The following is a 21,799-nucleotide window of genomic DNA, read 5'->3' as shown; positions in this document are numbered from 1 at the left end:
TTTGGGTAACGGAGGAGGCCGTCGAGTGTCCAAGGTCATCGTCCTGTCCACAGGAGGGACCATCGCGACCCGCCGGGACGGGCAGGGGGTGGGCCTCGCCCAGGACCGGGCGGGCGAACTTCTCGGCCGTCTGCCGGTCGACCCCGGAGTGGAACTCGTCGGGAGGGACGTGCTGTGCGCGGGCAGCTATCTGTTCACGCTCGCGGACATGCGGGAGGTCGCGCTGCGGACCCGCGAGGCGCTCACCGACCCCGCCGTGCTCGGCGTCGTCGTCACCCACGGGACCGACGGCATGGAGGAGACGGCCTACCTCGTCGATCTGTTCCATGACGACCCGCGACCGGTCGTGTTCACGGGGGCGCAGCTGCCGGCGGACGCGGTGGACGGCGACGGCCCGCGCAACCTCGCCGACGCGATCGCGGTGGCGGCGGGCGGCCGGGCCTGCGGACTGGGGGTGCTGATCGGCTTCGACGGCCAGATCTTCGCCGCCTCCGGCACTCGCAAGACGCACACGCTCGCCTCGTCGGCGTTCTCCGCGCCGGACAGCGGGCCCTTGGGGCGCGTACGCGACGGCCAGGTGAACATCGTGATGACGCCCGCGCGGGCCAAGCCACTGAACCTCGACACCTTCGACCTCGACGGAGTCCGTACCGACATCGTGGCCCTCTATCCGGGCTGCGACACCGCCGCGCTGCGCGCGGTGGTCGACGCGGGCGCCACCGGGGTCGTCCTCCAGGCGCTGGGCGCCGGCAACGCCAACCCCCGGATCAGGGACGAGGTGGCCCGGATCACCGAGGCCGGCGTCGTCGTCGCCCTGTCCACCCGGGTCGATGCCGGGCCCGTCGCCGCGCTGTACGGCAACGGCGGTGGCGCGGATCTCGTCGAGGCCGGCGCCATCCCCACCGGAATCCTGCGCTCGCCGCAGGCGCGCGTCCTGCTGAGCGCGCTCCTCGGCAGCCATCGCGACCCGGTCCGGGTGCGCGCGGAGCTCCGCGCGCGGACCGGGAATTCCGCTCCGATCGAAAGGACGAAGTGACCATGCCCAAGGAGATTCTCGTCGCGTACGGCGTGGACGTCGATGCCGTCGCCGGCTGGCTTGGCTCGTACGGCGGGGAGGACTCGCCGTGCGACATCTCGCGCGGACTGTTCGCCGGCGAGGTCGGCGTCCCGCGGCTGCTCCGCCTGTTCGAGAAGTACGACCTGCGGACCACCTGGTTCATCCCCGGCCACTCCATCGAGACCTTCCCCGACCAGACCCGCCAGGTCGTGGCCGGCGGTCACGAGATCGGCGTGCACGGCTACTCCCACGAGAACCCGATCGCCATGAGCAGGGAGCAGGAGAGCGCGATCCTCGACCACTGCATCGACCTGGTCGAGAGGTACTCCGGCAGCAGGCCGACTGGCTATGTCGCCCCATGGTGGGAGTTCTCGCCCGTCACCAACGAGCTCCTGCTGGAGCGGGGCATCAAGTACGACCACTCGCTCATGCACAACGACTTCACCCCGTACTACGTCCGCGTCGGTGACTCCTGGACGAAGATCGACTACTCCCGCCCGGCAGCCGAGTGGATGAAGCCGCTGGAGCGCGGCCAGGAGACCGACCTGGTGGAGATCCCGGCCAACTGGTACCTCGACGACCTCCCGCCGATGATGTTCGTCAAGGCCAGCCCGAACAGCCACGGCTTCGTCAGCCCGCGCCACCTCGAAGAGATGTGGCGGGACCAGTTCGACTGGGTTTATCGCGAATCGGACTACGCGGTCTTCACCATGACCATCCACCCCGACGTCTCGGGCCGGCCGCAGAGCCTGCTCATGCACGAGCGCCTCATCGAGTACATCAACGGCCACGAGGGTGTGCGCTGGGTGACCTTCGACGAGATCGCCGACGACTTCAAGGCCCGCTCACCCCGTTAGCGCCCCGCGTCCGTCCATGCCGGTCCGGTGATGAACGCATGCGCGAACCCCCCCATCTCTTTCTCCGAAAGGGCATCTCCATGACAACCACCTCATCGGGCATCCCGGAATCCGGTACCCGGCCTTTCCCGCGCGTCGGGGTGCGGCAGACGCGCAAGGCCACGGTGATCGCGTTGTTCGCGTGGATCTTCGCGGTCTACGACTACATTATGTTCGGGACGTTGCTGCCGGAGATCTCCGGCCAGTTCCAGTGGACCCCGGCGCAGGCGTCACTGATCTCCACGCTGATCTCGGTGGGGACGGCGATCGTCGTCCTTGGGGTGGGACCGCTGGTCGACCGGCTGGGCCGCCGTAAGGGCATGATCATCACCGTGTCGGGCACGGCGCTGGCCTCGGCGGTCTCGGCCGCCACGATGAACGCCGCCTACCTGGTCGGCGTGCGCTCCATCGGCGGGCTCGGACTCGCCGAGCAGTCGGTCAACGCGACGTACCTCAACGAGATCTACGCCGTCACCGAGGACGAGAAGATCAAGAAGCGCCGCGGCCTGATCTACAGCCTCGTCCAGGGCGGCTGGCCGCTCGGCACGCTGCTGGCCGCCGCGTTCATCGCGCTGTTCCTGCCGCTGGTCGGCTGGCGGGGCTGCTTCCTGCTGGCGACGTTCCCGGCCATCGTGATCGCGCTCCTGCGGCGCGGCCTGCGCGAGACGCCGCAGTTCGAGCTGCAGCAGAAGATGGACCGGATGCGCAAGGAGGGCCGTACGGAAGAGGCGGCCGTCCTCGCCCGCGAATACGGCGTGTCCGAGAGCAAGTCGGCGCCGTTCCTGGAGATCTTCCGCGGGTCCGCGCTGCGCAACACGCTCGTCCTCGGGTTCGCCTGGTTCGTCAACTGGTTCGGCATCCAGGTGTTCAGCGTGCTCGGCACGACGGTCCTCACCCAGGGCAAGAACGTCAGCTTCACCAACTCCCTGCTGATGTTCATCGTGATCAACGCGGTCGCCTACGTCGGCTACGTCTTCCACGGCTGGGCCGGGGACCGGTTCGGCCGGCGCAACGTGATCGCGTTCGGCTGGATGGCCTCCGGCGTCATCTTCGCGCTCATGCTGCTGGTCGCCAGCGGCACCTTCGCGGTGGTCGTGCTCTACTCGCTGGGCATGTTCTTCCTGGTGGGGCCGTACTCGGCGATGCTGTTCTTCATGGGCGAGTGCTACGACACCCGCTGCCGCGCCACGGGGACCTCGTTCATCAACGCGATCAGCCAGCCGGGCGCCATCGCGGCCGGTGCGATCATCACCGCGATGCTGGTCGCGGGCTCGGACTGGAACCAGGGCGCGCTGATGGTCGGCGCGCTGGGCACGTTCCTGTCGGGATTCGTGATGTTCGGCGCGCGGAAGGTGCCCGCGCTGTGACCGCGCCCGAGACTCGCGCTGTGACCGCTCCCGACATTCGCGCTGAGACTGCTCCCGGCATTCGCGCTGAGACTGCTCCCGGCACTGACGGGCGGGTCGCCGTCATCACCGGCGCTGCCAGCGGGATCGGCCGCGCGCTGGCCGTCTCGTACGCCGCCTGCGGCGTCCGTACGGTCATCGGCACCTTCCCCGGCGACCCGCACGACCCCGCCGAGACCCTCCGGCAGGTGGAGCGGGCCGGCGGTGCCGGCGTGGTGCACGAGGTGGACGTACGGGACGCCGCGCAGGTCGAGGCGTTCGCCCAGCGCGCGGTCGACGAGTGGGGCCGCCTCGACATCGCGGTGGCCAACGCCGGAGTGCTGCGCCGGGCCCCGCTCGCGGAGCTCACCGACGCGGCCTGGGACGACATGCTGCAGGTCGACCTGACCGGCGTCCTGCGCACCCTGCGCTCGGCGGCCGCCCGGATCGACGGTCCCGGCGCGATGGTCGCCGTGTCCTCCATCGCGGGCGGCGTGTACGGCTGGGGCGAGCACGCCCATTACGCCGCCGCGAAGGCAGGGGTGCTCGGCCTGTGCCGGAGCCTCGCGGTGGAACTCGCCCCCCGGCAGATCCGGGTCAACTCGGTCATACCCGGCCTCATCGAAACCCCGCAGTCGTCCGACCCGGTGAACTCGCTCGGCCCCGACGGCCTGGCCCGAGCCGGGCAGGACATCCCCTGGGGCCGGGTGGGCCGGCCGGCGGAGGTCGCCTCCGTCATCCGGTTCCTCACCTCGGCCGACGCCGGCTACATCACCGGCCAGAACATCGTCGTCGACGGCGGGCTCACCGTCCGCATGCCCGCCTGAGGAGGAACCGCATGCCCGCCCTCGAACCCGTGCCCGCCTCGGCACGCCGACCCGCCCCGGAACATCGGCCCGCGCTGGAGCACCGGCCCGCGCTGGAGCACCGGCCCGCGCTGGAGCACCGGCCCGCGCTGGAGCACCGGCCTGCTCTGGAACACCGGACGGCGCTGATCACCGGGGGCGCGAGCGGCATCGGCCGCGCGATCGCCGAGGCGTACCTCCGCGAGGGTGCCCAGGTCGTCCTGGCGGACCTGGACGCCGAGCCCGCGGCCACCGACATCGGAGCGGCCGGGCACGTCGCCGTCGACGTGAGCGATCCCGGCTCCGTCGCCGGGGCCGTCGCCGGCGTGCTGGACCGGTTCGGCCGGATCGACGTCCTGGTCAACTCCGCCGGCATCCTCACCGAGGCGCCGCTGGTCGAGATGGACCCGAAGGTGTGGGCGGAGACGATCGCGGTCGACCTCACCGGGGTCTTCCTGTGCTGCCGGTACGTCGTGCCGCACATGGTCGAGCGGCGCTGGGGACGGGTGATCAACATCGCCTCCCAGCTCGGCATCAAGGGCGGCCGGTCGCTCAGCCACTACGCGGCGGCCAAGGCCGGGGTCATCGGGCTCACCAAGTCGCTCGCGCTCGAGGTGGCCGAGCACAACGTGCTGGTGAACGCGATCGCGCCCGGCCCCGTCGAGACCCCGCTGGTGGCCGGGATCACCGACGAATGGAAGGCCGCCAAGCGCGCGGAGCTGCCCCTGGGCCGGTTCGGCCGCCCGGAGGAGATCGCGCCGACCGCGGTCCTGCTCGCCGGCGACCCCGGCGGCAACCTCTATGTCGGTCAGACTCTCGGCCCCAACTCCGGCGACGTCATGCCGTGATCCTGGTGGCGATCCTTGTGGAAAGAGGGGATGGCTGATGTGCGGTGCTTGCGGTGAGCGCGGAGACGCGGACTGGGCGCGGCCCTGGGTTGCCGGGCCGGCCGCCCGTGCGGCGGTGGCTCGCGCGGTGACCTGGGTGCGGCCGTCGCCCGGGGTGCGGGTCTCGCCTTCCGGCGGCGGCTGGCTCGTCGTCCGTCCCACCGGGGGCGCCGTTGTCTGCGCCACGCTCGGCGAACTCGTCGCCGCGGTACGCTCCGCGTCGTCCGGCGCGATCAGCCCGCTGGACCCGGCGCGTCCTTCGGGGCGGCTGCCGGTTCCCGCGGCGGACGGCCGGACGGGGATCGTCCTGCGCGTTGACCCCCTCGCGCCGCCGAGCCCCGCCCTTGGTGCTGCGGCGGCCGACGTAGCCGTGCCGGACCAGGCGGTCGACGTAGCCGTGCCGGACCAGGCGGTCGACGTAGCCGTGCCGGACCAGGCGGTCGACGTTGCGGTGCCAGAGGAGGTGGCCGTCGTGGTGGTGCCAGAGGAGGTGGCCGTCGTGGTGGTGCCGGATGAGGTGGCGGCGCTTGCCGTACTCGCCGAGCTGGCCACGCCGATGTGGCTGCGACGGCTCTACCTGGCGCGCGTCGAGGGAGTGAGCGCGCCGTGGGGCCGGCCGTTGGACGGCCCGTCCGTGCCGCCGCCCGGATCCGCGGCGCTCGCCGCCGATGCGGTCGTCAGGCTCGAATGGGCGCGGCAGGCGGGCCGGTTCGACGACACGGCCTTCGCCCTGAGCTGCCCTCTCGACGACGATGCGGCGCTGCTGGACGTGGAGATCCGCGCCGGTCACGTTGTCCGCGCCCGCACGGACCTGTACGGACGCCTGGGGATCAGCGGTTCAGGAGCGTGCTGAGCCGGGGGGCGTAGGTGGCGTGGAAGACCAGGGACGCGGCGCCGATCGCGGCGGCGTCGGCGGCGATGGGGGAGGTCTCGACCTGGACCGTGTGGAGGCGGCGGGCCAGGGGCCGGGTGGCCACGGCCGCGGCGACCACCTGGCGGTAGACGTCCGCGACCTCGTGCATGGCCGGCCCGCCCAGCACCAGCAGGTCGATGTCGAGCATGTTGACGATGCTCACGGCGGCGTCGGCGAGGCGGGCCGCGACCTGGCCGATGACCGCACCGGCGAGGGGATCGCCGGCCGCGGCCGCCGCGCAGATCGTCGCGTGGTCGAGTCCGTCGGCGGTCAGTGTGCTCTCGGCGCCTTCGGCCAGCCGGGCCCGTACGGTCGCCTCGATCGCGCTCGGGCAGCAGACCGCCTCGACGCAGCCGCGGTTGCCGCAGTAGCAGTCGGGGCCGTCCGGCGCCACCGTGATGTGGCCGAACTCGCCGGCGTTGAGGGAACGGCCGCGGTAGATCTGGTTGTCGAGGAACAGACCGCCGCCGATGCCGGTCCCCAGATACAGGTAGGCGAAGCTCGGCGCGGCCCGTGCCACCCCGGCCCAGCGCTCGCCGATCGCCGCCGCCGTGGCGTCGTTGTCCGAGGTCACCGGGAAACTGGCGTGCTCCTCCAGCAGGCGTTTGATGGGCACGTGGTCCCATCCGGTCAGGCGTGGCGGGACGTTCATGATGCCCTCGGCGTCGAGCGGGCCCGGACAGGCCAGGCCGATGCCCAGCACCTTGCGGTCGGGTACGTCCGCTTCGCGTAGCACCCTGCGGGCGGTGCGGGCCATCTGGCGGATGACCGCGTCGGGCGCGAGGCCGGGGCGTACGGCGGTGTGCAGCTTGGCGACCGGTTGTCCCGCCAGGTCGGCCAGCACGTACGAGATCTCGCCGGGATCGAAGTGGATGCCGACGGCGTAGCCGGCGGTCGGGTCCACCCGCAGGATCGTGCGCGGTTTGCCGCCCTGGGACGGGAGCGAGCCGTCCTCGATGACGAGACCTTCCTCCAGGAGCCGGCGCACGATGACGGAGACGGTCTGGGCGGTGAGCCCGGCGCGCCCGGCGATCTGCACGCGGCTGATGCCGTCCGAGACCTGGATCGCCTCCAGGACGACGGCGCGATTGAAATGGCCTACTTTCGGGAGATTTGTCCCCATTTGCATAAATGACTCCCCGCGCTTTCGGGCTTCCGTCGTTGACTTAATAAATCAAAAAGATTTACCGTCTCGTCAAGTCAGTTCTGTGGGCCGGTGAGAAGGAGTCCCATGAGACGAGCGATGGTGGCCTCGATCCTGACAGCCGCGTTAGCCGCCACGGCCGGCGCATGTGGTGCGGACACGCCGCAGAAGAGCGGCGCCGGGGCCAAGGAGATCGAAGTCCTCTACAAGGTGGAACCCTCCTGGCCGCACCTGGAGAAAATGCTCAAACAGGCCAAGACGCAGTACGAGGCCGCGCACAAGGGCGTGACGATCAAGCTGACCGCGGTCCAGGGCGGCAACGAGGTCTACTACACCAAGCTCGCCCTGCTGAACCGCTCGGCCGAGTCGGCTCCGGACGTGTACCTCCACGACACCTTCCAGGTCAACGCCGACGTCGCCGCCGGCAAGCTCGCCCCGCTCGACGACTACCTGAAGACCTGGCCCGACTGGGCCACCCAGTACCCCGACTCGGTCAAGCAGGCCGCCAAGGGCCCCGACGACAAGATCTACGGTGTGCCGATCAGCACCGACACCCGAGGGCTCTGGTACAGCAAGGACATCTTGACCAAGGCCGGCATCCAGCTGCCGTGGCAGCCCAAGACCTGGGCGGACGTGCTGGCCGCGGCCCGCGCGATCAAGCAGAAGGTGCCCGGCGTCGTCCCCTTCAGCATGTACTCCACCAAGCCGCACGGCGAGGCCGCCACCATGCAGGGCTTCGAGATGCTGCTCTACGGCACCCCCGGCGGCACGCTCTACGACGACACCCAGAAGAAGTGGGTCTCCTCCGGCAAGGCCTTCACCGACTCGCTCGGCTTCATCAACACGATCTACCGCGAGGACCTGGGCCCGAAGAAGGCCGACGCGTTCAACCCCAAGCTGGGGGAGAAGATCGGGCTCGACTGGTTCCCCAACGGCAAGCTCGGCATCGACCTCGACGGAGCCTGGATGTCGGGCAGCTGGAAGGCCACCAGCACCAAGCCGTGGCCGCAGTGGGCCGAGAAGATGGGCTGGGCGCCCATGCCGACCCAGAACGGCCAGGCGCCCGGCGCCGTCAGCATGTCGGGCGGCTGGGTCATGGCGATGAGCTCCTACGCCAAGGACAAGAAGGACGCGTGGGACTTCATCGCCACGGCGACCAACAAGGACAACACGCTGCTGTACTCCATCGGCACGGGTGACCTCGCCCCGCGCAAGGACGTGGCCGCCGACCCGAAGTACACCGCTGACAACCCGAGCGTGAAGTTCTGGTCCGATCTGGCGTCGGTCACGCACTACCGCCCGGCGTACGAGGTCTATCCGAAGGTCTCGGCCGAGGTGCAGAAGGTCATGGAGGCGATGACGACCGGCTCCAAGACCCCGGAGGCGGCTGCCAAGGAGTACGCCGACGCGCTGCCCGGCGTCGTCGGCGGCCCGGACAAGGTGATCCCCGGCTCATGACCGTCACGTCCGTGACGCCGCCACGGCTGGCCGGCTCCCCTGACAAGGGGGAGCCGCGCCGGCGGGCCCGGCGCACCCTGCGCTGGCTGCTGCCGCTCGGGCCCGCCCTGATCATGTTCGTGATCTTCATGGTCGGGCCCATCCTGTGGAGCGTCTACATCGCCTTCACCAACGAGACGCTGACCGGCGCCGCGTCGGTGAACTCGCAGTTCGTCGGTGTGGACAACTTCGTCAAGATGTTCAGCGACGAGGACTTCCGCAACTCCCTCCTGCTGACCTTCGTCTTCGTGATCGGCTCGGCCGTCATCGGCCAGAACACCCTCGGCCTGATCATCGCGCTGCTCCAGCGGGGCCGGGGACGAGCGGTCAGGAGCGTGGTCAACGGCATCGTCATCGCGGCCTGGGTGGTGCCCGAGGTGGTCGCGGCGGCGTGCTGGTACTCCTTCCTGGCCGAGGAGGGCACGCTCAACGAGGTGCTCGCCGCCCTCGGCCTCTCCCAGGACTGGCTCTACAGCGCGCCGATGATCGCGATCATCCTGGCCAACGTGTGGCGCGGCACCGCGTTCTCCATGCTGGTCTACTCCGCCGCGCTGTCGGACGTGCCGGGGGAACTGCTGGAGGCGGCGGCGGTGGACGGGGCGAGCACCTGGCGGCGGCTGGTGCACATCACCCTGCCGCTGATCCGCCGCTCGATCCTGTCGAACCTCATGCTGATCACGCTGCAGACCCTGGCCAGTTTCGGCCTGATCTACGCACTCACCGGCGGCGGTCCCGGCACGGACAGCCAGACCACCCCGCTCTACATGTACGAGCAGGCGTTCCGCTACTTCGAGATCGGCTACGGCAGCGCGATGGCCCTGGTGATGCTCGTCATCGGCGCCGCGTTCTCCCTCGTGTACCTGCGATTGATCAAGGTGGACACCTGATGACGCGCCTGGCCGCCCGTGGCGCGGCACTCATCTCGCTCGCGGTGATCGCGCTGGCCTTCCTCGGCCCGTTCCTGTGGGTGCTCCTGGCCTCGCTGCAACCCGACGCCAACCTCGCCGCGCAGCCGACCTTCCAGTTCTCGCTCAAGAACTTCAGCGCGGTGCTGACCTGGGAGACCATCTACCACCCGATCATCAACTCGATCCTCATCTCCGGCAGCACGGCGATCCTCACCGTGATCGTCGCCGGGCTCGCGGCCTACCCCCTGTCCCGCTACACCCTGCGCTTCAAGCGGCATTTCATGCTGACGCTGCTGTTCACGACCGGCCTGCCGGTCACGGCGATCATGGTGCCGGTCTACTCGATGTTCTTCCGGTTCAACCTGTACGGCTCGATCCCGGCCATGGTGCTGTTCCTGGCCGCCAGCTCGCTGCCGTTCTCCATCTGGATGATGAAGAACTTCATGGACGGCGTGCCGGTGAGCCTGGAGGAGTCGGCCTGGGTCGACGGGGCCGGCTGGGTGCAGTCGTTGCTCAAGATCGTCGGGCCGCTGATGGCGCCCGGGGTGGCCGTCGTGGCCATCTTCGTCTTCGTCGGCCAGTGGGGGAACTTCTTCGCCCCCTTCGTCCTCCTCGACACGCCGGAGAAGCAACCGGCGGCGGTGACCATCTACACCTTCTTCTCCCAGTACGGGCAGGTCGCCTACGGTGAGCTGGCCGCCTTCTCGATCATCTACACGACCCCGGCCGTGGTCCTCTACGTCGCCGTGAACAAGTACCTCGCCGGTTCCTTCAGCTTCGCCGGATCAGTGAAGGGCTGAGCGCCGCTCCCAGTACGCGGAGACGACTTGGGTGTGCAGCGGGAAGGCCAGCTCTCGCGGCTCGTCTATGAGCAGCCACTCCATCGTCTCGGCCGTCGGCACGACCGGCGGCAGGGCGGCCGAGATGGTCCGTGGTGCCTGGCCGAAGACCAGCAGGGTGCCGTCAGGAGCGCTGTGCACGTCGAACAGCCGGACACGGTCCGCGTCGACGACGACGGCCGTCTCCTCGTACAGCTCTCTGGCGGCGGCCTGCTGCCAGCTCTCGCCGACGTCGATGAACCCGCCGGGCAGGGCGAGCTCGCCTCGGTGCGGCTCGATGCCGCGCCGGACCACCAGCAGGCCGTCGTCCACCGGCAGCAGCAGCACCGCCACCGGCAGTGGATTGAGGTAGGCGGTGTTGCCACAGCCGGCGCAGGTGCGCGGCCAGGACTGGTCCGGGGTGTACGCCGTGCCGCAGAAGGAGCAGTGCGAGTTCCTGATCGCCATGAGGTGAGACTAGCGATGCCGGTTGACGGCCGTGACGACGAGCTTGGCCGTCCGATCGGCGGTGGTGAACCCCGGCTGCCGGCCCGTATGGTAGATGATCACCCAGACGTTCGACAGGCGGAACGAGATCTGGGTCCGGTAGATCGTCCCCCCGATGGATTCGCCCCGGGTGTAGCTGTACGCCTCGTCGCCGACGTCCGGGCCCTTGCGGACCTTGGTCCCCGGGTTGCGCTTCGGTTCCTCCTTCATGGTCTTGACCGTGTACTCCTGGGCGATGTGCGCGGCCGAGGCGTCCGCCAGGCGGTTGGCCGTCACGCTCACGAACGCGCCGTTGTCAGGCCTGGTCCACATGCAGGCGGAAGCGGTCTGGAACTGACGCTTCACGGTACCGCCGAGCAACGAGCGCGCCTGGGCGTTGGTCAGCAGGCCGCACGCCTCGAAGTCGCGCGCGAACAGCGCCCGGGCGGCCCTCGTCGAGCCGGACGTCGGGGCCGGAGTGGAGGTGTCGCCGATCGTCTCGGTGATCGTGGTGGTGAAGTTCGGCAGGACCCGCACCAAGACCACCACCCCTGTGGCCAGGGCCAGCACGACCGCGAGCGCGGCGCCCAGGAGGATGAGGGGCATGCGGCTGCGCCTGGGCACAGCGCCGGCCTGGGTCCGCTCGCGGTGCAGGGCCGGGTCGGTGCCGGCCGTCCTGGACGGGGGTCCAACGGGCGCCGGGCCCACCTCCGACCAGGCCCGCGCCGGACCCGCCTCCGACCAGGCCCGCGCCGGACCCGCCTCCGACCAGGCCCGCGCCGGACCCGCCTCCGACCAGGCCCGCGCCGGACCCGCCTCCGACCAGCCCCGCACGGTGCCCTGGGCGATGGCGTTCAGCCAGTCGGCCACCTGGCCGGGGGCGCAGCGCCGTACCGGATCCTTCTCCAGGATCGCGGCCAGCACGGGGGTGAGCGGGCCGGCCAGCCGTGCGGGGGCGGGTTGCTGCATGAGGACGGCCGCCATCACGGCGGCCTGGTTGGCGCGGGCGAACGGCGGGCCGCCCTCCACCGCCGTGAACAGCGTGGCGCCGAGCGACCACAGGTCGGCGAGCGGGCCGTCGGTCTCGCCACGCAGGCGCTCAGGGGCGATGTAGCCGGGCGAGCCGGTGAGCAGGCCGGTCTGGGTGAGCGCGGCGTCCCCGGCGACGGTCGCGATTCCGAAGTCGGTCAGCAGCACCCGCCCGTCATCGGTGAGCAGGACGTTGCCGGGTTTGACGTCGCGGTGCAGTACGCCCGACGCGTGCGCGGCGCCGAGCGCGTCGAGCATCTGCAGGCCGATCCAGGCCACCTGGCGCGGGGGCAGCGGGCCGTCGTCGCGGACGACGCGGTCGAGGGAGCGGCCATGGACCAGCTCCATGACGATCCACGGTCGGCCGCCGTCGAGGACGACGTCATGCACGGTGACGATCGACGGGTGAGAACGGAGCCGAGCCGCCGCCCGCGCCTCGCGCAGCGTACGTTCGGCCATGGCGGTCCGTGACGCCTCGTCGAGATCCGGTGGCAGCCGGACCTCCTTGATGGCCACTTCCTGCCGGAGCAGTTCGTCCACCGCCCGCCAGACGATGCCCATGCCGCCCTGGCCGAGGGGGGACAGCAGCCGGTAACGGTCCGCGAGCAGCGTCACCGGACCGCCGCGCTTCGCGCACGTCCTGACGTGTTCTCGGTCCCGGGGCCGCCCACTGCTTCCTCCGATATCGGGGTCTATGCGGACAGGAGTGATATTAGGGGTCTGTGGTGCCGCGTGGGCACTTACGGGAGACGCTTCGCCCCGTCAGCTGGTTGGAGCGCACTGACCTCGGCACCAACTCAGCCTGTATCCCCGAGACCGACTCGCCGGGATGCCCCCTGTTGCGGTAGCCCTGTTGCACGAGCCGGAAATATTCCGCCCGCTCGGCTCGGAGCTTCTTCGCGCCCGGCAGTGCGGCCGAGGCCCACACCAGCCAGCCCATGGGGTCGGCCAGCAGTAGCACGTTCACCGTGTGCTGCTTGTGTTTGCCGCTGTAGTGCGGCCGTTCGTCAGCGAGGCTCATCGCCGGTGAATGCAGATCGGTAGGTCTCGCCGCGAAAGCACGAGCCGTCGTCGGAGACGATGGCGATCGGAAATGATCGCCATGCCCGCTAGAGTCGATCACATGCGCGTACTTCGGGGAGTCGCAGTTGTCTTCGTCATGTACCTGATCGGCTTCTTCACGACCCCGGGCGGAGATCCGATGATGGGGATCGCCATCTCACTTGTACTAGTCGCGCTGGTGTTCGCTATCCCTCCTGTGCGTCGTTTCGCCATCGGCCGCAAGAGGGTCTAAAGAGGCCTGATTGCCGCCGGCGGAGACCTGTCCCAGCCGGTGATACCAGTGCCGTGTCAGGCGACGATTGCCACGTGCTGTCGCCCATGGGCGCGCCCGGCATCGACTGACGCGGACATCGGTGCGGTAGGGGACAGACTGGGGCCTCGTCTCCCGAGGGCCGACTCCCGTACCGGGATGGGTCCGATGCGCTCGTCGGCGCGGCGCGGCTCCGCGTCGCGAGGTCCGGGGAGACCGTGCTCGATGCCGTGGGGCCGACGAAGGAGGCCCTGCGGTGCCGATCGCCCCCAGCCCGCCACAGCGCGGTAGCGGCAGGGCGTCCGACGCAGCGGTCAGCTCGCGCACATCACCCACTCCATCGCAAGGAGGAAGGTTCAGCCGGTGACCCGGGCCAGGAACTGGCCCTTGGCGTGCTCGTCGGTCTCCCGAGTGCCGTAGCCGGTGGCCCACAGGCCGCCGCCCGGCACAGCGCCGAGCTGCTTGATCCGGTAGTCGTCGAGCAGCGGCGGTTTCGGCGCCTGCTGCCAGGCGGTGCCGTTCCAGCGCAGCAGCACACCGACGCTGCGCGCGGTGTCGTCGTCCTGCCCGCTGCCTCCGGCCCACACCTCGGTGCCTTTCCAGGCCAGTGAGGTGATGGAGGATCCGTACCAGCCGGTGATCGCCGGGGTCGGCGTCACCGTCCACGCGCTACCGTTCCAACGCATGGCGAACGCCTCGCGCTTCTTGACCGAAATGCCGTTGGCTTCGTAGGTGGTCCGCTGACCGGCCGCCCACACCTCGCCGGGCCCTGCGGCCACCGCGTCCAGGGTGGTCTCGACCAGGGCTTCCTTCGGCGGATCCGGCAGCCGGGACCAGGTGTGGCCGTCCCAGTGCAGCACCAGGGTGTGTGCGTCGGCGCTCGGCCCGTAGCGGTTGGTGGTACCGACCGCCCAGACGTCGTCCGGCGCCAGAGCATGCACCGCGCTCAGGTCGGTGTTGCCCGCGAGCGGCGGGAGACTCATCTTCTGCCAGGCGGTGCCGTCCCAGCGGATCACGCCCGCCGTGGAAACCTCACCGCTCGACTGGTAGGACCTGCCGACCGCGAAGCCGGTGCCGCCCACCGCGGCGACATCATCAAGGTAGAAAGGGTTGGTCTGTTCGGTCGGGTACGGAGTGAGGGTCCAGGCCGTACCGTCCCAGTGGTAGGCGATGGTCGAACCGGTGGCCCACACGTTGTTCTCCGCGGCGGCCGACACCGACGTCAGCGCGCCCCGGCAGGTGATGTCCGGCCGGTCGTTCACCCATTTCTGACCGTTCCAGCGGAACAGGTCGGGGCAGGCCACACCCTGCGGCGGGTACGGCCAGCCCTCCATCCGCACCTGTCCCACAGCCCAAGCTTGGGTGCCGCTCAGCGCGGCGACATCGTTGAGTTCCTTGAGTTGCTTCTCGGATTCGGTGTACCCGTAGGGAAAGGACAGGTGGTCCCAGACCGGCGCGAGTGTCGCGCCCGCCGGGGCCGCGGTCGCCAGGCTCGCGGTGAGCGCGACCGCGCCGAGAATTCTGCCGGATGTCAGGGATAATATTTTTCGCTTGGTCACGAACGCTTTCGTACCATCGCCGGTCAGCCGCACACATGGCCTGGTGAATGCATAGGGGACCTGGAGGAAAATCATAGGGGCCCTAGGGGGCCCACTGGCGCGTCCATTATCGATATGTATATGCGTAAAGTGGTCGGCTGGTCCGTCGCCGACCACATGCGAGGAGAATTCGTCACGAAAGACGGCCATCGAGCGCCAGCGTCCCGAGATCGGCCAGGCGATCATTCATTCTGACCCGTGGGGCGCTGTATACCAGCGCGCACGCATGTCGACATAAAGCAGGTCGCGGAGACGCCGGCGGAACTCGCTCACATCAGGGGCTGCGAGGTAAATTGCTATCTCCGAGCGAGCTTCACCTATAACTCCCCGCATGTTTGGCGCTACTGGCGACGTGCCGCATCGCGCTTCCGCGCTTAGCATGATCACCATGCATCGCAGTCGTGTCTACGCCCTCCTGATCGACACCCCCACGCCGGAGGCCGAGGCGGCGGCCGCCTTCTGGGCCGCGGCGCTGGGGGCCACGGCTCGCCCGCTGCCTTCCGCGGAGCAGTTCATCTCCCTGCACGGCGCCTTGCCCGAGCCGGGCCCGCTCGTGGCCGTGCAGTCGGTCGACGACGCGCCCCGCTTCCACGTGGACATCGAGACCGACGACGTCGAGGCGGAGACCCGGCGCCTGCTCGCTCTGGGCGCGAGTGAGGTGGCGCAGTGGCAGGAGTGCCGCACCCTGCGCGTCCCCGGCGGTCATCTCATGTGCGTGCTGCCCGTGGAGAGCGACCGCGCGGTGTTCGAGTCCGAGGCCAAGATCTGGCCCTGAGCCCGCCGCTGGTAGACCAGCCGGAGTGGGTGGCGTAGAGGACCTCGCGAGTCAGGGCGTTCGCGAACTCGTACGCGCTGCCGCATACCACCAGCAGCCCCCGGCCCAGCACCCGCTGGCAGTGCCGGTCCACCTCCCGCGGCGGCAATCCCAGCAGCTCACCGAAGTTGCCTCACCCACTCCAGAATATTTTCCGTCCTCCCAACGTGTGCAGACGCAAACCTGACCTGTGCGACGCAGTGGTTTCGAAGGACGGCGATGGCTTCGCCCAGGTGGCCGGAACTCAGTAGTAGGCCACGTTCACGGCCAGGGCGGCCGCCGCCAGCGTGAAGAACACGGACCAGGCGCCGAAGTGATGGTCACGGGCCCGCAGATGAACGCAGAACGCGCCGAGGAAGTACAACACGAGGCCGGTGGCGGCGAGCAGGCCCAGCACCGGAACGGCGAGCCCGGCCAGCAGCCCCAGCGAGCCCGCCGCCAGCATCACGCCCAGCGGGAGCGTCCAGGAACGGGGCACGCGAAGCTGGTCCGCCTGCTTCTTGGGGTATTCATGGCCGATGAGGTTGGCGATGGCGGCCATGCCGACGACGGCCGAGGCTAGGAGAGTGATCACGAGGTAGACGGCGAACACGATGGTCCCCTTGTCCGTGCGAGTGATAGGCCGGTTGTGCACTTCACAGACGAGATGAGCTGCCGGGAACGTGACATGCCCCGGTATGACATGGGTCACGGCTCCGCTTGCGCCGCTCGCGGCGGCACGGCCCGAAGGGCACATCAGCCCCCAGCGTCATCTCCCGGTGCGGTACGCTCTCGCGGCCCACGGTCGGCGACGGCGTCCGCGAGGGTCGCAGCCGGGTCTCCGTTGTCTGTAGTGTGCGGAAATGACAAGGAGCGAGCGGCTCGCGGAGCAGCTGGACCGGCACTGGAGCAAGAACCTGCGGCCGCGGCTGGACGGTCTCACCGATGAGGAGTACTTCTGGGAGCCCGTGCGCGACTGCTGGAGCATCCGCCCACGTGGCACGTCGGCCGCACCGATGTCGGCAGGTTCGGGGGAGTGGACGGTGGACTCCGCGTCCCCTGACCCGGTGCCGGCGCCGGTGACCACGATTGCCTGGCGGCTGGCACACATCATCGTCTCGTGCCTGGGCTATCGGGTCGGATGGCACTTCGGCGGCCAGGACGTGGACTCCCAGACATTCGCCTACGCGGGGACCGCTGACGAGGCGCTAAAACAGCTCGATGAGATGTATGGGAGATGGAACGCGGGGGTCCGCGATCTCTCGGACGCTGACCTGGAGAATCCGCCCACGGTGGGTCCCGAGCGGTTTCCCATGGAGGGCATAGTCCTGCACGTCAACAGGGAGCTGATCCATCACGGCGCCGAGATTTCCCTGCTGCGCGACCTCTATCGCTGGCAGGACGGAGCCGTACCGCGCCGGTGATCTTAACCGCCGTTCTGCGCAGGTAGAAGGCCCGGCATGAGTGAGATCCCACCCGGCGGTGAACGCCGCCCATTCCTCGGCGTGGGCGTCCGCAGCACTCGCACCGAACAAGAAGCCCCAGGCTGGGCCCCCGGTAGGCGGAGCACATGAGCCGACGCCGGCGCGTTCAGGTTCTCTACTGCGTCACAGCTGCGGACCAGGACCGTACCTGCTGGGCGAGAGCGGCCACATGCTCGGGGGGTGTGGTCTTGACGATTCCGTGTCCGAGATTGAACACGAACGGGCCACCACTGAGCGCGTTCAGGATGCGGTCTGTTTCCGCGTGGAGTGCAGGCCCGCCCGCGACGAGGAGCTGAGGGTCGAGGTTGCCCTGCACGCACCGGCCGAGCTTCTGCTGCACCTGCTGCGCGGCCCACTCCACAGGCACTGTCGAGTCGAGCCCGACGCAGTCCACGCCGGTCGCCTCGGCGAAGCCGTTGTAGGCAAGCCCCGCGCCGCGCGGAAAGGCGATGATGGGAACACTCGGATGCTTCGCCTTCAGCGCTGCGACGATGGCGGCGATCGGCGTGACACACCAACGCTGGAACAGCGGGTCGGGGAGTATTCCGGCCCAGCTCTCGAAGAGTTGGATCGCTTCGGCACCCGCCTGAATCTGACGGTCCAAGAACTCGATGATGGCCGCCGTGAGCAGGTCGATCAGGGGTTGGAACCCCTCGGGATCGCTCAGCGCCCACTGCTTGACAATGGAGTGCTCAGAGCCGCCGCCGCGCCCTTCGACCATGTAAGCCGCGACCGTCCACGGGGCACCGGCATAGCCGATCAACGTGAGCTCGTCAGGCAATGCGCGAGTGAGTTGTCGGACAGTCTCATAGATCGGGGCCAGTTCTTCGTGCAAGCGGGACGCGCTCAAGAACTCGGTGATGTCCGAAGTCGAACGGATCGGGGGCGTGAGGACGGGGCCGTCACCGACCCGGTACTCCAAGGTCTGCCCCAACGCCGCCGCGATCTGGGGAAGATCCGCGAACAGGATCGCGGCGTCGAGCGTGAAGCGGCGGAGCGGTTGCAGGGTGACCTCGACCGCATGTTCGGGCGAATTGCACAGCCCCACCATCCCGCCCGCAGCCTCGCGGACGTCGTGGTACTCCGGCAGATAGCGTCCGGCCTGCCGCATGAGCCAGATCGGTGGCCGCTCGGTGCGCTCGCCCGCAAGCGCACGCAACAGCAGCTTCTTCGGCCGCCTCTCACCCGCCACGTTATCGACGTCCGACTCTTCCCGCATATCGACGCCCACGCTCCTCCGTCCGGCCCAGATACGCGAGCCCAACCAGCCCGATCAGCACACGCACCCCTACAAGCGAAGGTGCGCTGCCAGCCTACCTACACCCACCACCTAGAACGATCAGAGCACGGTCGGCAGACCGGTGATCGACATCACAGCGACTTGACGCACACCGCCACCGTCACGACCACGCCGGCCCCAGCCGTTGGGCCAGTTCAGAGCGACAAACTGGGCCACCACAGCTTGACTAAACAACCGGGCGTACTTCCTCCCCGCCCGTTACCCGATTCAATGGTTGGCCGTCTGATGCCCACCCGCCCACAACAGCCCTCCGCTACGCTCCGGACGTTCTCAGGCGGGCTGACGCCCGCCCTCTTAAGGACCTCGCTACGCTCGGACGCCTTCCAAGAACGCTTCGCCCTGCGGGAGAGATCCATGTGACAAGTGACGGCCACTCCGTAATCCTTCGATTCGCTCATATCAACACGGAGGGGACGAAGTGGCTGTCAGTGTCTCGGCGACTTCCTCGTCGTCATCGTCAGGAAACAGACACAGCGCGATCAGGAGATAGACGACCACGTGCGCGGGCAGCTTACGAACCCGCCGCTCCCGGCATTCGGGTGCGGCGATGGCCGCGTCCAGGACCCGGCGAGGGATGGCGTAGTCGCCGTGCTCCAGGCCGACAGCGTGCCCGATGCTCAGCCGCAGGTGGCCGTCGGCGGCGGTCCGAACTGCTGTCTTTCCCCAGGCTGGGTCGCCTTCAGTTTGGCGGCTAGGGCGTCCGCGCTGTTGCCTGCCATTTCCTCTTCCAGTCCGGCGTTCGGACCGGCGTCGGCCGCTAGCGTGCGCGCCTCGGCGGCGCTTTGCGCGTGGCCTTCCATCTCGCCCTGGCCGATGATGTCGCCGTCGAAGGGTAGCTCCGAACCTTCGCCGAGCCCCATCCACTTCGCGGGCTCCGGGGTGTCGCCCTCGGCGCAGTGCTGCCCTTCCCAGGTGATGGCCAGGATGTACTGGTGCCCGGGTTCGATGCGCGGCCGATCGTATATGGCCGTCGCGGTCGGACTGTTCAGGTTTCCCTCGGTGAAGGTCCAACCGGACGCGTTGTACTCCCACTCCTTCGGGGCCGGCTGGGCCGCGTCCTCCCGCGACCACAGCACTTTTTTGACCTCCAGATTCACCTTCCGCCCGATCAATCCTTCCCCTCGCTCGATCTCGATCTGGGCGGGCGGGATCGTCTCCTCGGAGGTGGCGCTGACGACGACCACATGGTCGGCGTACGTCACCCAGTCCGTGGCCGTGATGCTGGGCAGGCGGTCGTCTCCGTCGGCCATCACGACCCGGCGCGGCGCGGGCGCGCCGTCGGCGGCATTCACAGTGGCGACTCCCGCGACAGCGAGAGCGGCGGCGAGCCCGATACCGGTTGCGATATACGTAAGACGCTTCACGGCGGCCCTCCTAATAAGTGCCATCGATGTTCTCCCGGTTATTGTCGCCAAGATGGTTATGGCCGGCGGAAGGGGTCACCATACAGCCGAGGCGGGAATCGGTCTTGTTGAGCCAGGGTATGGCGTAGTCGCCGTGCTGCAGGCCGACGGCGTGTCCGGTCTCATGGCAAACTCTCGCGTAGATGTAACCCCCGTTGCCTCGGATGCGGATATACTGCTGGTCGCAGTTGTAACGCTCGCCCCCGCGCGCATTGCACCACGTCCTACCGGCCACACTGTCCGGTAGGCCGGTCGAGCCCTCCTGATAGATGATGTCGGTCTCCGCGCTCCCCTCGAACACCGGCGACGAGTCGTAGTGGAAGGCCAAATCCGTGGGACGGTACTCTCCGTCAATGGCGTCGTTTACCGTCGACCGGTCCTCCGACTCCAGCTTGTATTCGCCGCTGCTGTCCATGTAGAAATAGACTTCGCGATTGTCGGTCTGGCATGGTGGATGACTGCCGAAGCCGATCACGCAGCTACTACCGGTGCTTTCGGTCGGGAACATGTTGTCGGTGACGGCGGCCCAGGCCACCCCGACCGCCACCATCAACGGCACGAGGGCCATCGCGACCACACCGGTAACCCGTCGTCGAACGGGCCCGCGACTGAATCCTGACACTCTTCTCCTTCACGAAGTCATGGGCACTTGATGTACCGCTTGATACATGTGCCACTTGGAACATGGGAATGGAACACGCACAGCGCCGCACTAATACATCGTTCGCACACGCCGACGACCCGATGTTTCACATACGTCAACTCATCGCGCAGAAGACATGGCTACAGCCCGGACAGAAGGACGCTACGACACCGTTCTTCCGCTCCTTTTCCGTTCCTCTTCCGTTCCTCTTCCGTTCCTCTTCCGTTGTAACGGCACCGGCCACGGCGTGTGACACAGGCAGAAAGCCAGGCCGCGGGGTTGCCGGGCGAGCGGCGAATGAGCAGGCGGTGCAAGGGCGCCGGGTGGCCCGGAGGTGCAACTCCTCCGGGCCACCCGGCGACGCCCGCCCTGAAGGACCTCGCTGCGCTCGGACCACCTTCCAAGAACGCTTCGCCCGGCCGGCTGGTTGGAGCGGACCACAGGGGGGCAGCCTCGATCAATGTGGAGACGTACGCGACTTAGCCGAGAAGTCGCAGAACCCTCTCGGCCTGGCGCCCCAGGGTGCCTACCGGGTTATGAGGCATCGCCGGCCCATCGGGGCCAAGCTGGAGAAACCAGCCCAGCGCGATCAGGCGGCGGAAGTCCCGCACCCGCTCGGCTTCCCCTGGGGCCAGGTCGATGTGGGCCAGCAGTTGCTCGGTGTCCAGAGCGCCGTCGACGCGGGAGATGTGCTCGGTTACCTCGCCGAGTTCGAAGGCGCGATCGCTGCGGCCGGAGTCTTCCCAGTCGATAAGCCGCACGCGTCGTTCGGGTCCGTCCCACAGCAGGTTCGCGTGGTTGCCATCCGCCAGCCCGAGGACGGGCGGATGGGGGTTCGTCAAGAGCTGGTCAGGGTCGCTGGATGCCAGCCAGGCGGAACCCGCTTGGAGGGCGTGCCGCACAAGGGGGTCCGCGCCGAGGTCGGGTCGCCTGTCGGCCCAGACGCGGGCTTTGTCCAGAGCTGCGGCGGGTCCCCAGGGGGCGGGCTCGACCGCTTCTACCACCCGAGTAGGGATTGCCAGGTGCAATCGGTTCATAGCGGTGGCCATCGCGCTGACCTGCTCGTCAGTGGCATGCTCGCCACGCAGGACATGGCCGGGCAGCCTGGTCATCAGGATCGTGGGCGGGTGAGCGTCGAGTGCGGCGTCCAAAGGCGTGGGTGCGAGGTCAGGCGCGTGTTCGGCGAGCAGTGTGAGTGCTGCCCACTCCCGGTGGGGCTCTCCTCGTCCCCACGATGTGTAGCGCTTGATCACGACGTCGTCGCTGAATTCGAGGCTGTGAGTGCATCGGCCGGCCGTCATGTGCTCGCGTCGCCCCTTCTGTACCTCAGACCCGAGGACAGGACCGGTCAGGTCTCGCAAAGAGAAGGAAGGGACTTGAGACTACGGCAGGGCGCCGCCC

At 68.8% G+C, this 21,799-nt stretch carries 21 protein-coding genes and 1 pseudogene; 11 read left to right on the top strand and 11 right to left on the bottom strand.

What is annotated here, in order from left to right; translation table 11 throughout:
- Nucleotides 1-25: 25 nt before the first annotated feature.
- The 6 genes from AB0H88_RS05070 to AB0H88_RS05045 all read left to right on the top strand — a co-directional run bounded on the left by AB0H88_RS05070 (nt 26) and on the right by AB0H88_RS05045 (nt 5,923).
- Nucleotides 26-1,036 (top strand): asparaginase, encoded by a 1,011-nt coding sequence (locus tag AB0H88_RS05070; RefSeq protein WP_357641395.1) that lies wholly within the window; start codon nt 26-28, stop codon nt 1,034-1,036.
- A 2-nt stretch (nt 1,037-1,038) separates the two neighbouring features.
- A complete protein-coding gene (locus AB0H88_RS05065; RefSeq protein WP_357641393.1) occupies nt 1,039-1,914 on the top strand; it encodes a polysaccharide deacetylase in 876 nt (291 codons plus the stop codon).
- 80 nt (nt 1,915-1,994) lie between these two features.
- The gene (locus AB0H88_RS05060) at nt 1,995-3,320 is read left to right on the top strand and encodes an MFS transporter (protein WP_357641391.1); all 1,326 of its coding nucleotides are present in this window, start codon (nt 1,995-1,997) and stop codon (nt 3,318-3,320) included.
- Between the two features lie 20 nt (nt 3,321-3,340).
- Entirely contained in the window at nt 3,341-4,165 is an 825-nt protein-coding gene (locus AB0H88_RS05055) for an SDR family NAD(P)-dependent oxidoreductase (protein WP_357641389.1), read from the top strand.
- An 11-nt stretch (nt 4,166-4,176) separates the two neighbouring features.
- On the top strand, nt 4,177-5,031 hold the full coding sequence (locus AB0H88_RS05050) for a 3-oxoacyl-ACP reductase family protein (RefSeq protein ID WP_357641387.1): 855 nt from the start codon (nt 4,177-4,179) through the stop codon (nt 5,029-5,031).
- Between the two features lie 127 nt (nt 5,032-5,158).
- Nucleotides 5,159-5,923: a hypothetical protein gene (locus AB0H88_RS05045; protein WP_357641385.1), complete on the top strand. Its 765-nt coding sequence runs from the start codon at nt 5,159-5,161 to the stop codon at nt 5,921-5,923.
- Here AB0H88_RS05045 and AB0H88_RS05040 read toward each other — a convergent pair.
- Entirely contained in the window at nt 5,901-7,106 is a 1,206-nt protein-coding gene (locus tag AB0H88_RS05040; RefSeq protein WP_357641384.1) for an ROK family transcriptional regulator, read from the bottom strand. The genes AB0H88_RS05045 and AB0H88_RS05040 overlap by 23 nt on opposite strands.
- 108 nt (nt 7,107-7,214) lie before the next feature.
- Between AB0H88_RS05040 and AB0H88_RS05035 the strand changes: the two genes are divergently transcribed.
- From AB0H88_RS05035 to AB0H88_RS05025, 3 genes are read left to right on the top strand one after another with little or no spacing between them, the layout of a single operon-like run.
- Entirely contained in the window at nt 7,215-8,585 is a 1,371-nt protein-coding gene (locus AB0H88_RS05035; protein ID WP_357641382.1) for an extracellular solute-binding protein, read from the top strand.
- Nucleotides 8,582-9,511 carry a sugar ABC transporter permease gene (locus AB0H88_RS05030; RefSeq protein WP_357641380.1) on the top strand — a complete coding sequence of 310 codons (930 nt, stop codon included), beginning with the start codon at nt 8,582-8,584 and terminating at the stop codon, nt 9,509-9,511. The genes AB0H88_RS05035 and AB0H88_RS05030 overlap by 4 nt, the downstream gene beginning before the upstream one ends.
- Entirely contained in the window at nt 9,511-10,332 is an 822-nt protein-coding gene (locus AB0H88_RS05025; protein WP_357641378.1) for a carbohydrate ABC transporter permease, read from the top strand. The genes AB0H88_RS05030 and AB0H88_RS05025 overlap by 1 nt, the downstream gene beginning before the upstream one ends.
- Here AB0H88_RS05025 and AB0H88_RS05020 read toward each other — a convergent pair.
- The 4 genes and pseudogenes from AB0H88_RS05020 to AB0H88_RS05005 form a co-directional block, all read right to left on the bottom strand.
- Nucleotides 10,318-10,818, bottom strand: coding sequence for an NUDIX domain-containing protein (locus AB0H88_RS05020; RefSeq protein WP_357641377.1), 501 nt, complete (start codon nt 10,816-10,818; stop codon nt 10,318-10,320). The genes AB0H88_RS05025 and AB0H88_RS05020 overlap by 15 nt on opposite strands.
- 9 nt (nt 10,819-10,827) lie before the next feature.
- A complete protein-coding gene (locus tag AB0H88_RS05015; RefSeq protein WP_357641375.1) occupies nt 10,828-12,480 on the bottom strand; it encodes a protein kinase in 1,653 nt (550 codons plus the stop codon).
- Nucleotides 12,481-12,766: 286 nt separating this feature from the next.
- A pseudogene (locus AB0H88_RS05010) lies at nt 12,767-12,880 on the bottom strand (IS5/IS1182 family transposase); the annotation flags it as partial.
- A gap of 653 nt (nt 12,881-13,533) precedes the next feature.
- The gene (locus tag AB0H88_RS05005; RefSeq protein ID WP_357641373.1) at nt 13,534-14,736 is read right to left on the bottom strand and encodes a hypothetical protein; all 1,203 of its coding nucleotides are present in this window, start codon (nt 14,734-14,736) and stop codon (nt 13,534-13,536) included.
- A gap of 427 nt (nt 14,737-15,163) precedes the next feature.
- Between AB0H88_RS05005 and AB0H88_RS05000 the strand changes: the two genes are divergently transcribed.
- On the top strand, nt 15,164-15,550 hold the full coding sequence (locus tag AB0H88_RS05000; RefSeq protein WP_357641372.1) for a VOC family protein: 387 nt from the start codon (nt 15,164-15,166) through the stop codon (nt 15,548-15,550).
- A gap of 283 nt (nt 15,551-15,833) precedes the next feature.
- Here AB0H88_RS05000 and AB0H88_RS04995 read toward each other — a convergent pair whose 3' ends face one another.
- Entirely contained in the window at nt 15,834-16,181 is a 348-nt protein-coding gene (locus AB0H88_RS04995) for a DoxX family protein (RefSeq protein ID WP_357641370.1), read from the bottom strand.
- 250 nt (nt 16,182-16,431) lie between these two features.
- On the opposite strand from AB0H88_RS04995, the gene AB0H88_RS04990 reads away from it, so the two are divergent.
- Nucleotides 16,432-16,992, top strand: a complete 561-nt coding sequence (locus AB0H88_RS04990; RefSeq protein WP_357641368.1) for a DinB family protein — start codon at nt 16,432-16,434, stop codon at nt 16,990-16,992.
- A gap of 175 nt (nt 16,993-17,167) precedes the next feature.
- Here the strand turns inward: AB0H88_RS04990 and hemE are convergent, their stop codons facing one another.
- From hemE to AB0H88_RS04965, 5 genes are all read right to left on the bottom strand, one after another.
- Nucleotides 17,168-18,283 carry a uroporphyrinogen decarboxylase gene (hemE, locus tag AB0H88_RS04985; protein ID WP_357641367.1) on the bottom strand — a complete coding sequence of 372 codons (1,116 nt, stop codon included), beginning with the start codon at nt 18,281-18,283 and terminating at the stop codon, nt 17,168-17,170.
- Nucleotides 18,284-18,751: 468 nt separating this feature from the next.
- Nucleotides 18,752-18,928 (bottom strand): transposase domain-containing protein, encoded by a 177-nt coding sequence (locus AB0H88_RS04980; protein WP_357642008.1) that lies wholly within the window; start codon nt 18,926-18,928, stop codon nt 18,752-18,754.
- Nucleotides 18,929-18,969: 41 nt separating this feature from the next.
- Entirely contained in the window at nt 18,970-19,644 is a 675-nt protein-coding gene (locus AB0H88_RS04975; RefSeq protein ID WP_357642026.1) for a hypothetical protein, read from the bottom strand.
- Nucleotides 19,645-19,726: 82 nt separating this feature from the next.
- The gene (locus AB0H88_RS04970) at nt 19,727-20,332 is read right to left on the bottom strand and encodes a hypothetical protein (protein ID WP_357641365.1); all 606 of its coding nucleotides are present in this window, start codon (nt 20,330-20,332) and stop codon (nt 19,727-19,729) included.
- Between the two features lie 545 nt (nt 20,333-20,877).
- The gene (locus AB0H88_RS04965) at nt 20,878-21,699 is read right to left on the bottom strand and encodes a phosphotransferase (RefSeq protein ID WP_357641363.1); all 822 of its coding nucleotides are present in this window, start codon (nt 21,697-21,699) and stop codon (nt 20,878-20,880) included.
- Nucleotides 21,700-21,799: the final 100 nt, after the last annotated feature.

Origin of the sequence: Nonomuraea sp. NPDC050680 (genome assembly GCF_040654555.1) — a bacterium.
In the GTDB taxonomy this organism is placed as follows: Bacteria; Actinomycetota; Actinomycetes; order Streptosporangiales; family Streptosporangiaceae; genus Nonomuraea.
The sequence above is the reverse complement of the archived record's forward strand: the minus strand, read 5'-3'. Positions and strand labels throughout refer to the sequence as shown.

Bases quoted from the DNA above. Each gene is read 5' to 3' on its own strand.
- AB0H88_RS05065 (WP_357641393.1), top strand. From the start codon at position 1,039: ATGCCCAAGGAGATTCTCGTCGCGTACGGCGTGGACGTCGATGCCGTC.
- AB0H88_RS05060 (WP_357641391.1), top strand. From the start codon at position 1,995: ATGACAACCACCTCATCGGGCATCCCGGAATCCGGTACCCGGCCTTTC.
- AB0H88_RS05050 (WP_357641387.1), top strand. From the start codon at position 4,177: ATGCCCGCCCTCGAACCCGTGCCCGCCTCGGCACGCCGACCCGCCCCG.
- AB0H88_RS05040 (WP_357641384.1), bottom strand. From the start codon at position 7,106: ATGGGGACAAATCTCCCGAAAGTAGGCCATTTCAATCGCGCCGTCGTC.
- AB0H88_RS05035 (WP_357641382.1), top strand. From the start codon at position 7,215: ATGAGACGAGCGATGGTGGCCTCGATCCTGACAGCCGCGTTAGCCGCC.
- AB0H88_RS05030 (WP_357641380.1), top strand. From the start codon at position 8,582: ATGACCGTCACGTCCGTGACGCCGCCACGGCTGGCCGGCTCCCCTGAC.
- AB0H88_RS05025 (WP_357641378.1), top strand. From the start codon at position 9,511: ATGACGCGCCTGGCCGCCCGTGGCGCGGCACTCATCTCGCTCGCGGTG.
- AB0H88_RS05020 (WP_357641377.1), bottom strand. From the start codon at position 10,818: ATGGCGATCAGGAACTCGCACTGCTCCTTCTGCGGCACGGCGTACACC.
- AB0H88_RS05000 (WP_357641372.1), top strand. From the start codon at position 15,164: ATGCATCGCAGTCGTGTCTACGCCCTCCTGATCGACACCCCCACGCCG.
- AB0H88_RS04990 (WP_357641368.1), top strand. From the start codon at position 16,432: ATGACAAGGAGCGAGCGGCTCGCGGAGCAGCTGGACCGGCACTGGAGC.
- AB0H88_RS04965 (WP_357641363.1), bottom strand. From the start codon at position 21,699: ATGACGGCCGGCCGATGCACTCACAGCCTCGAATTCAGCGACGACGTC.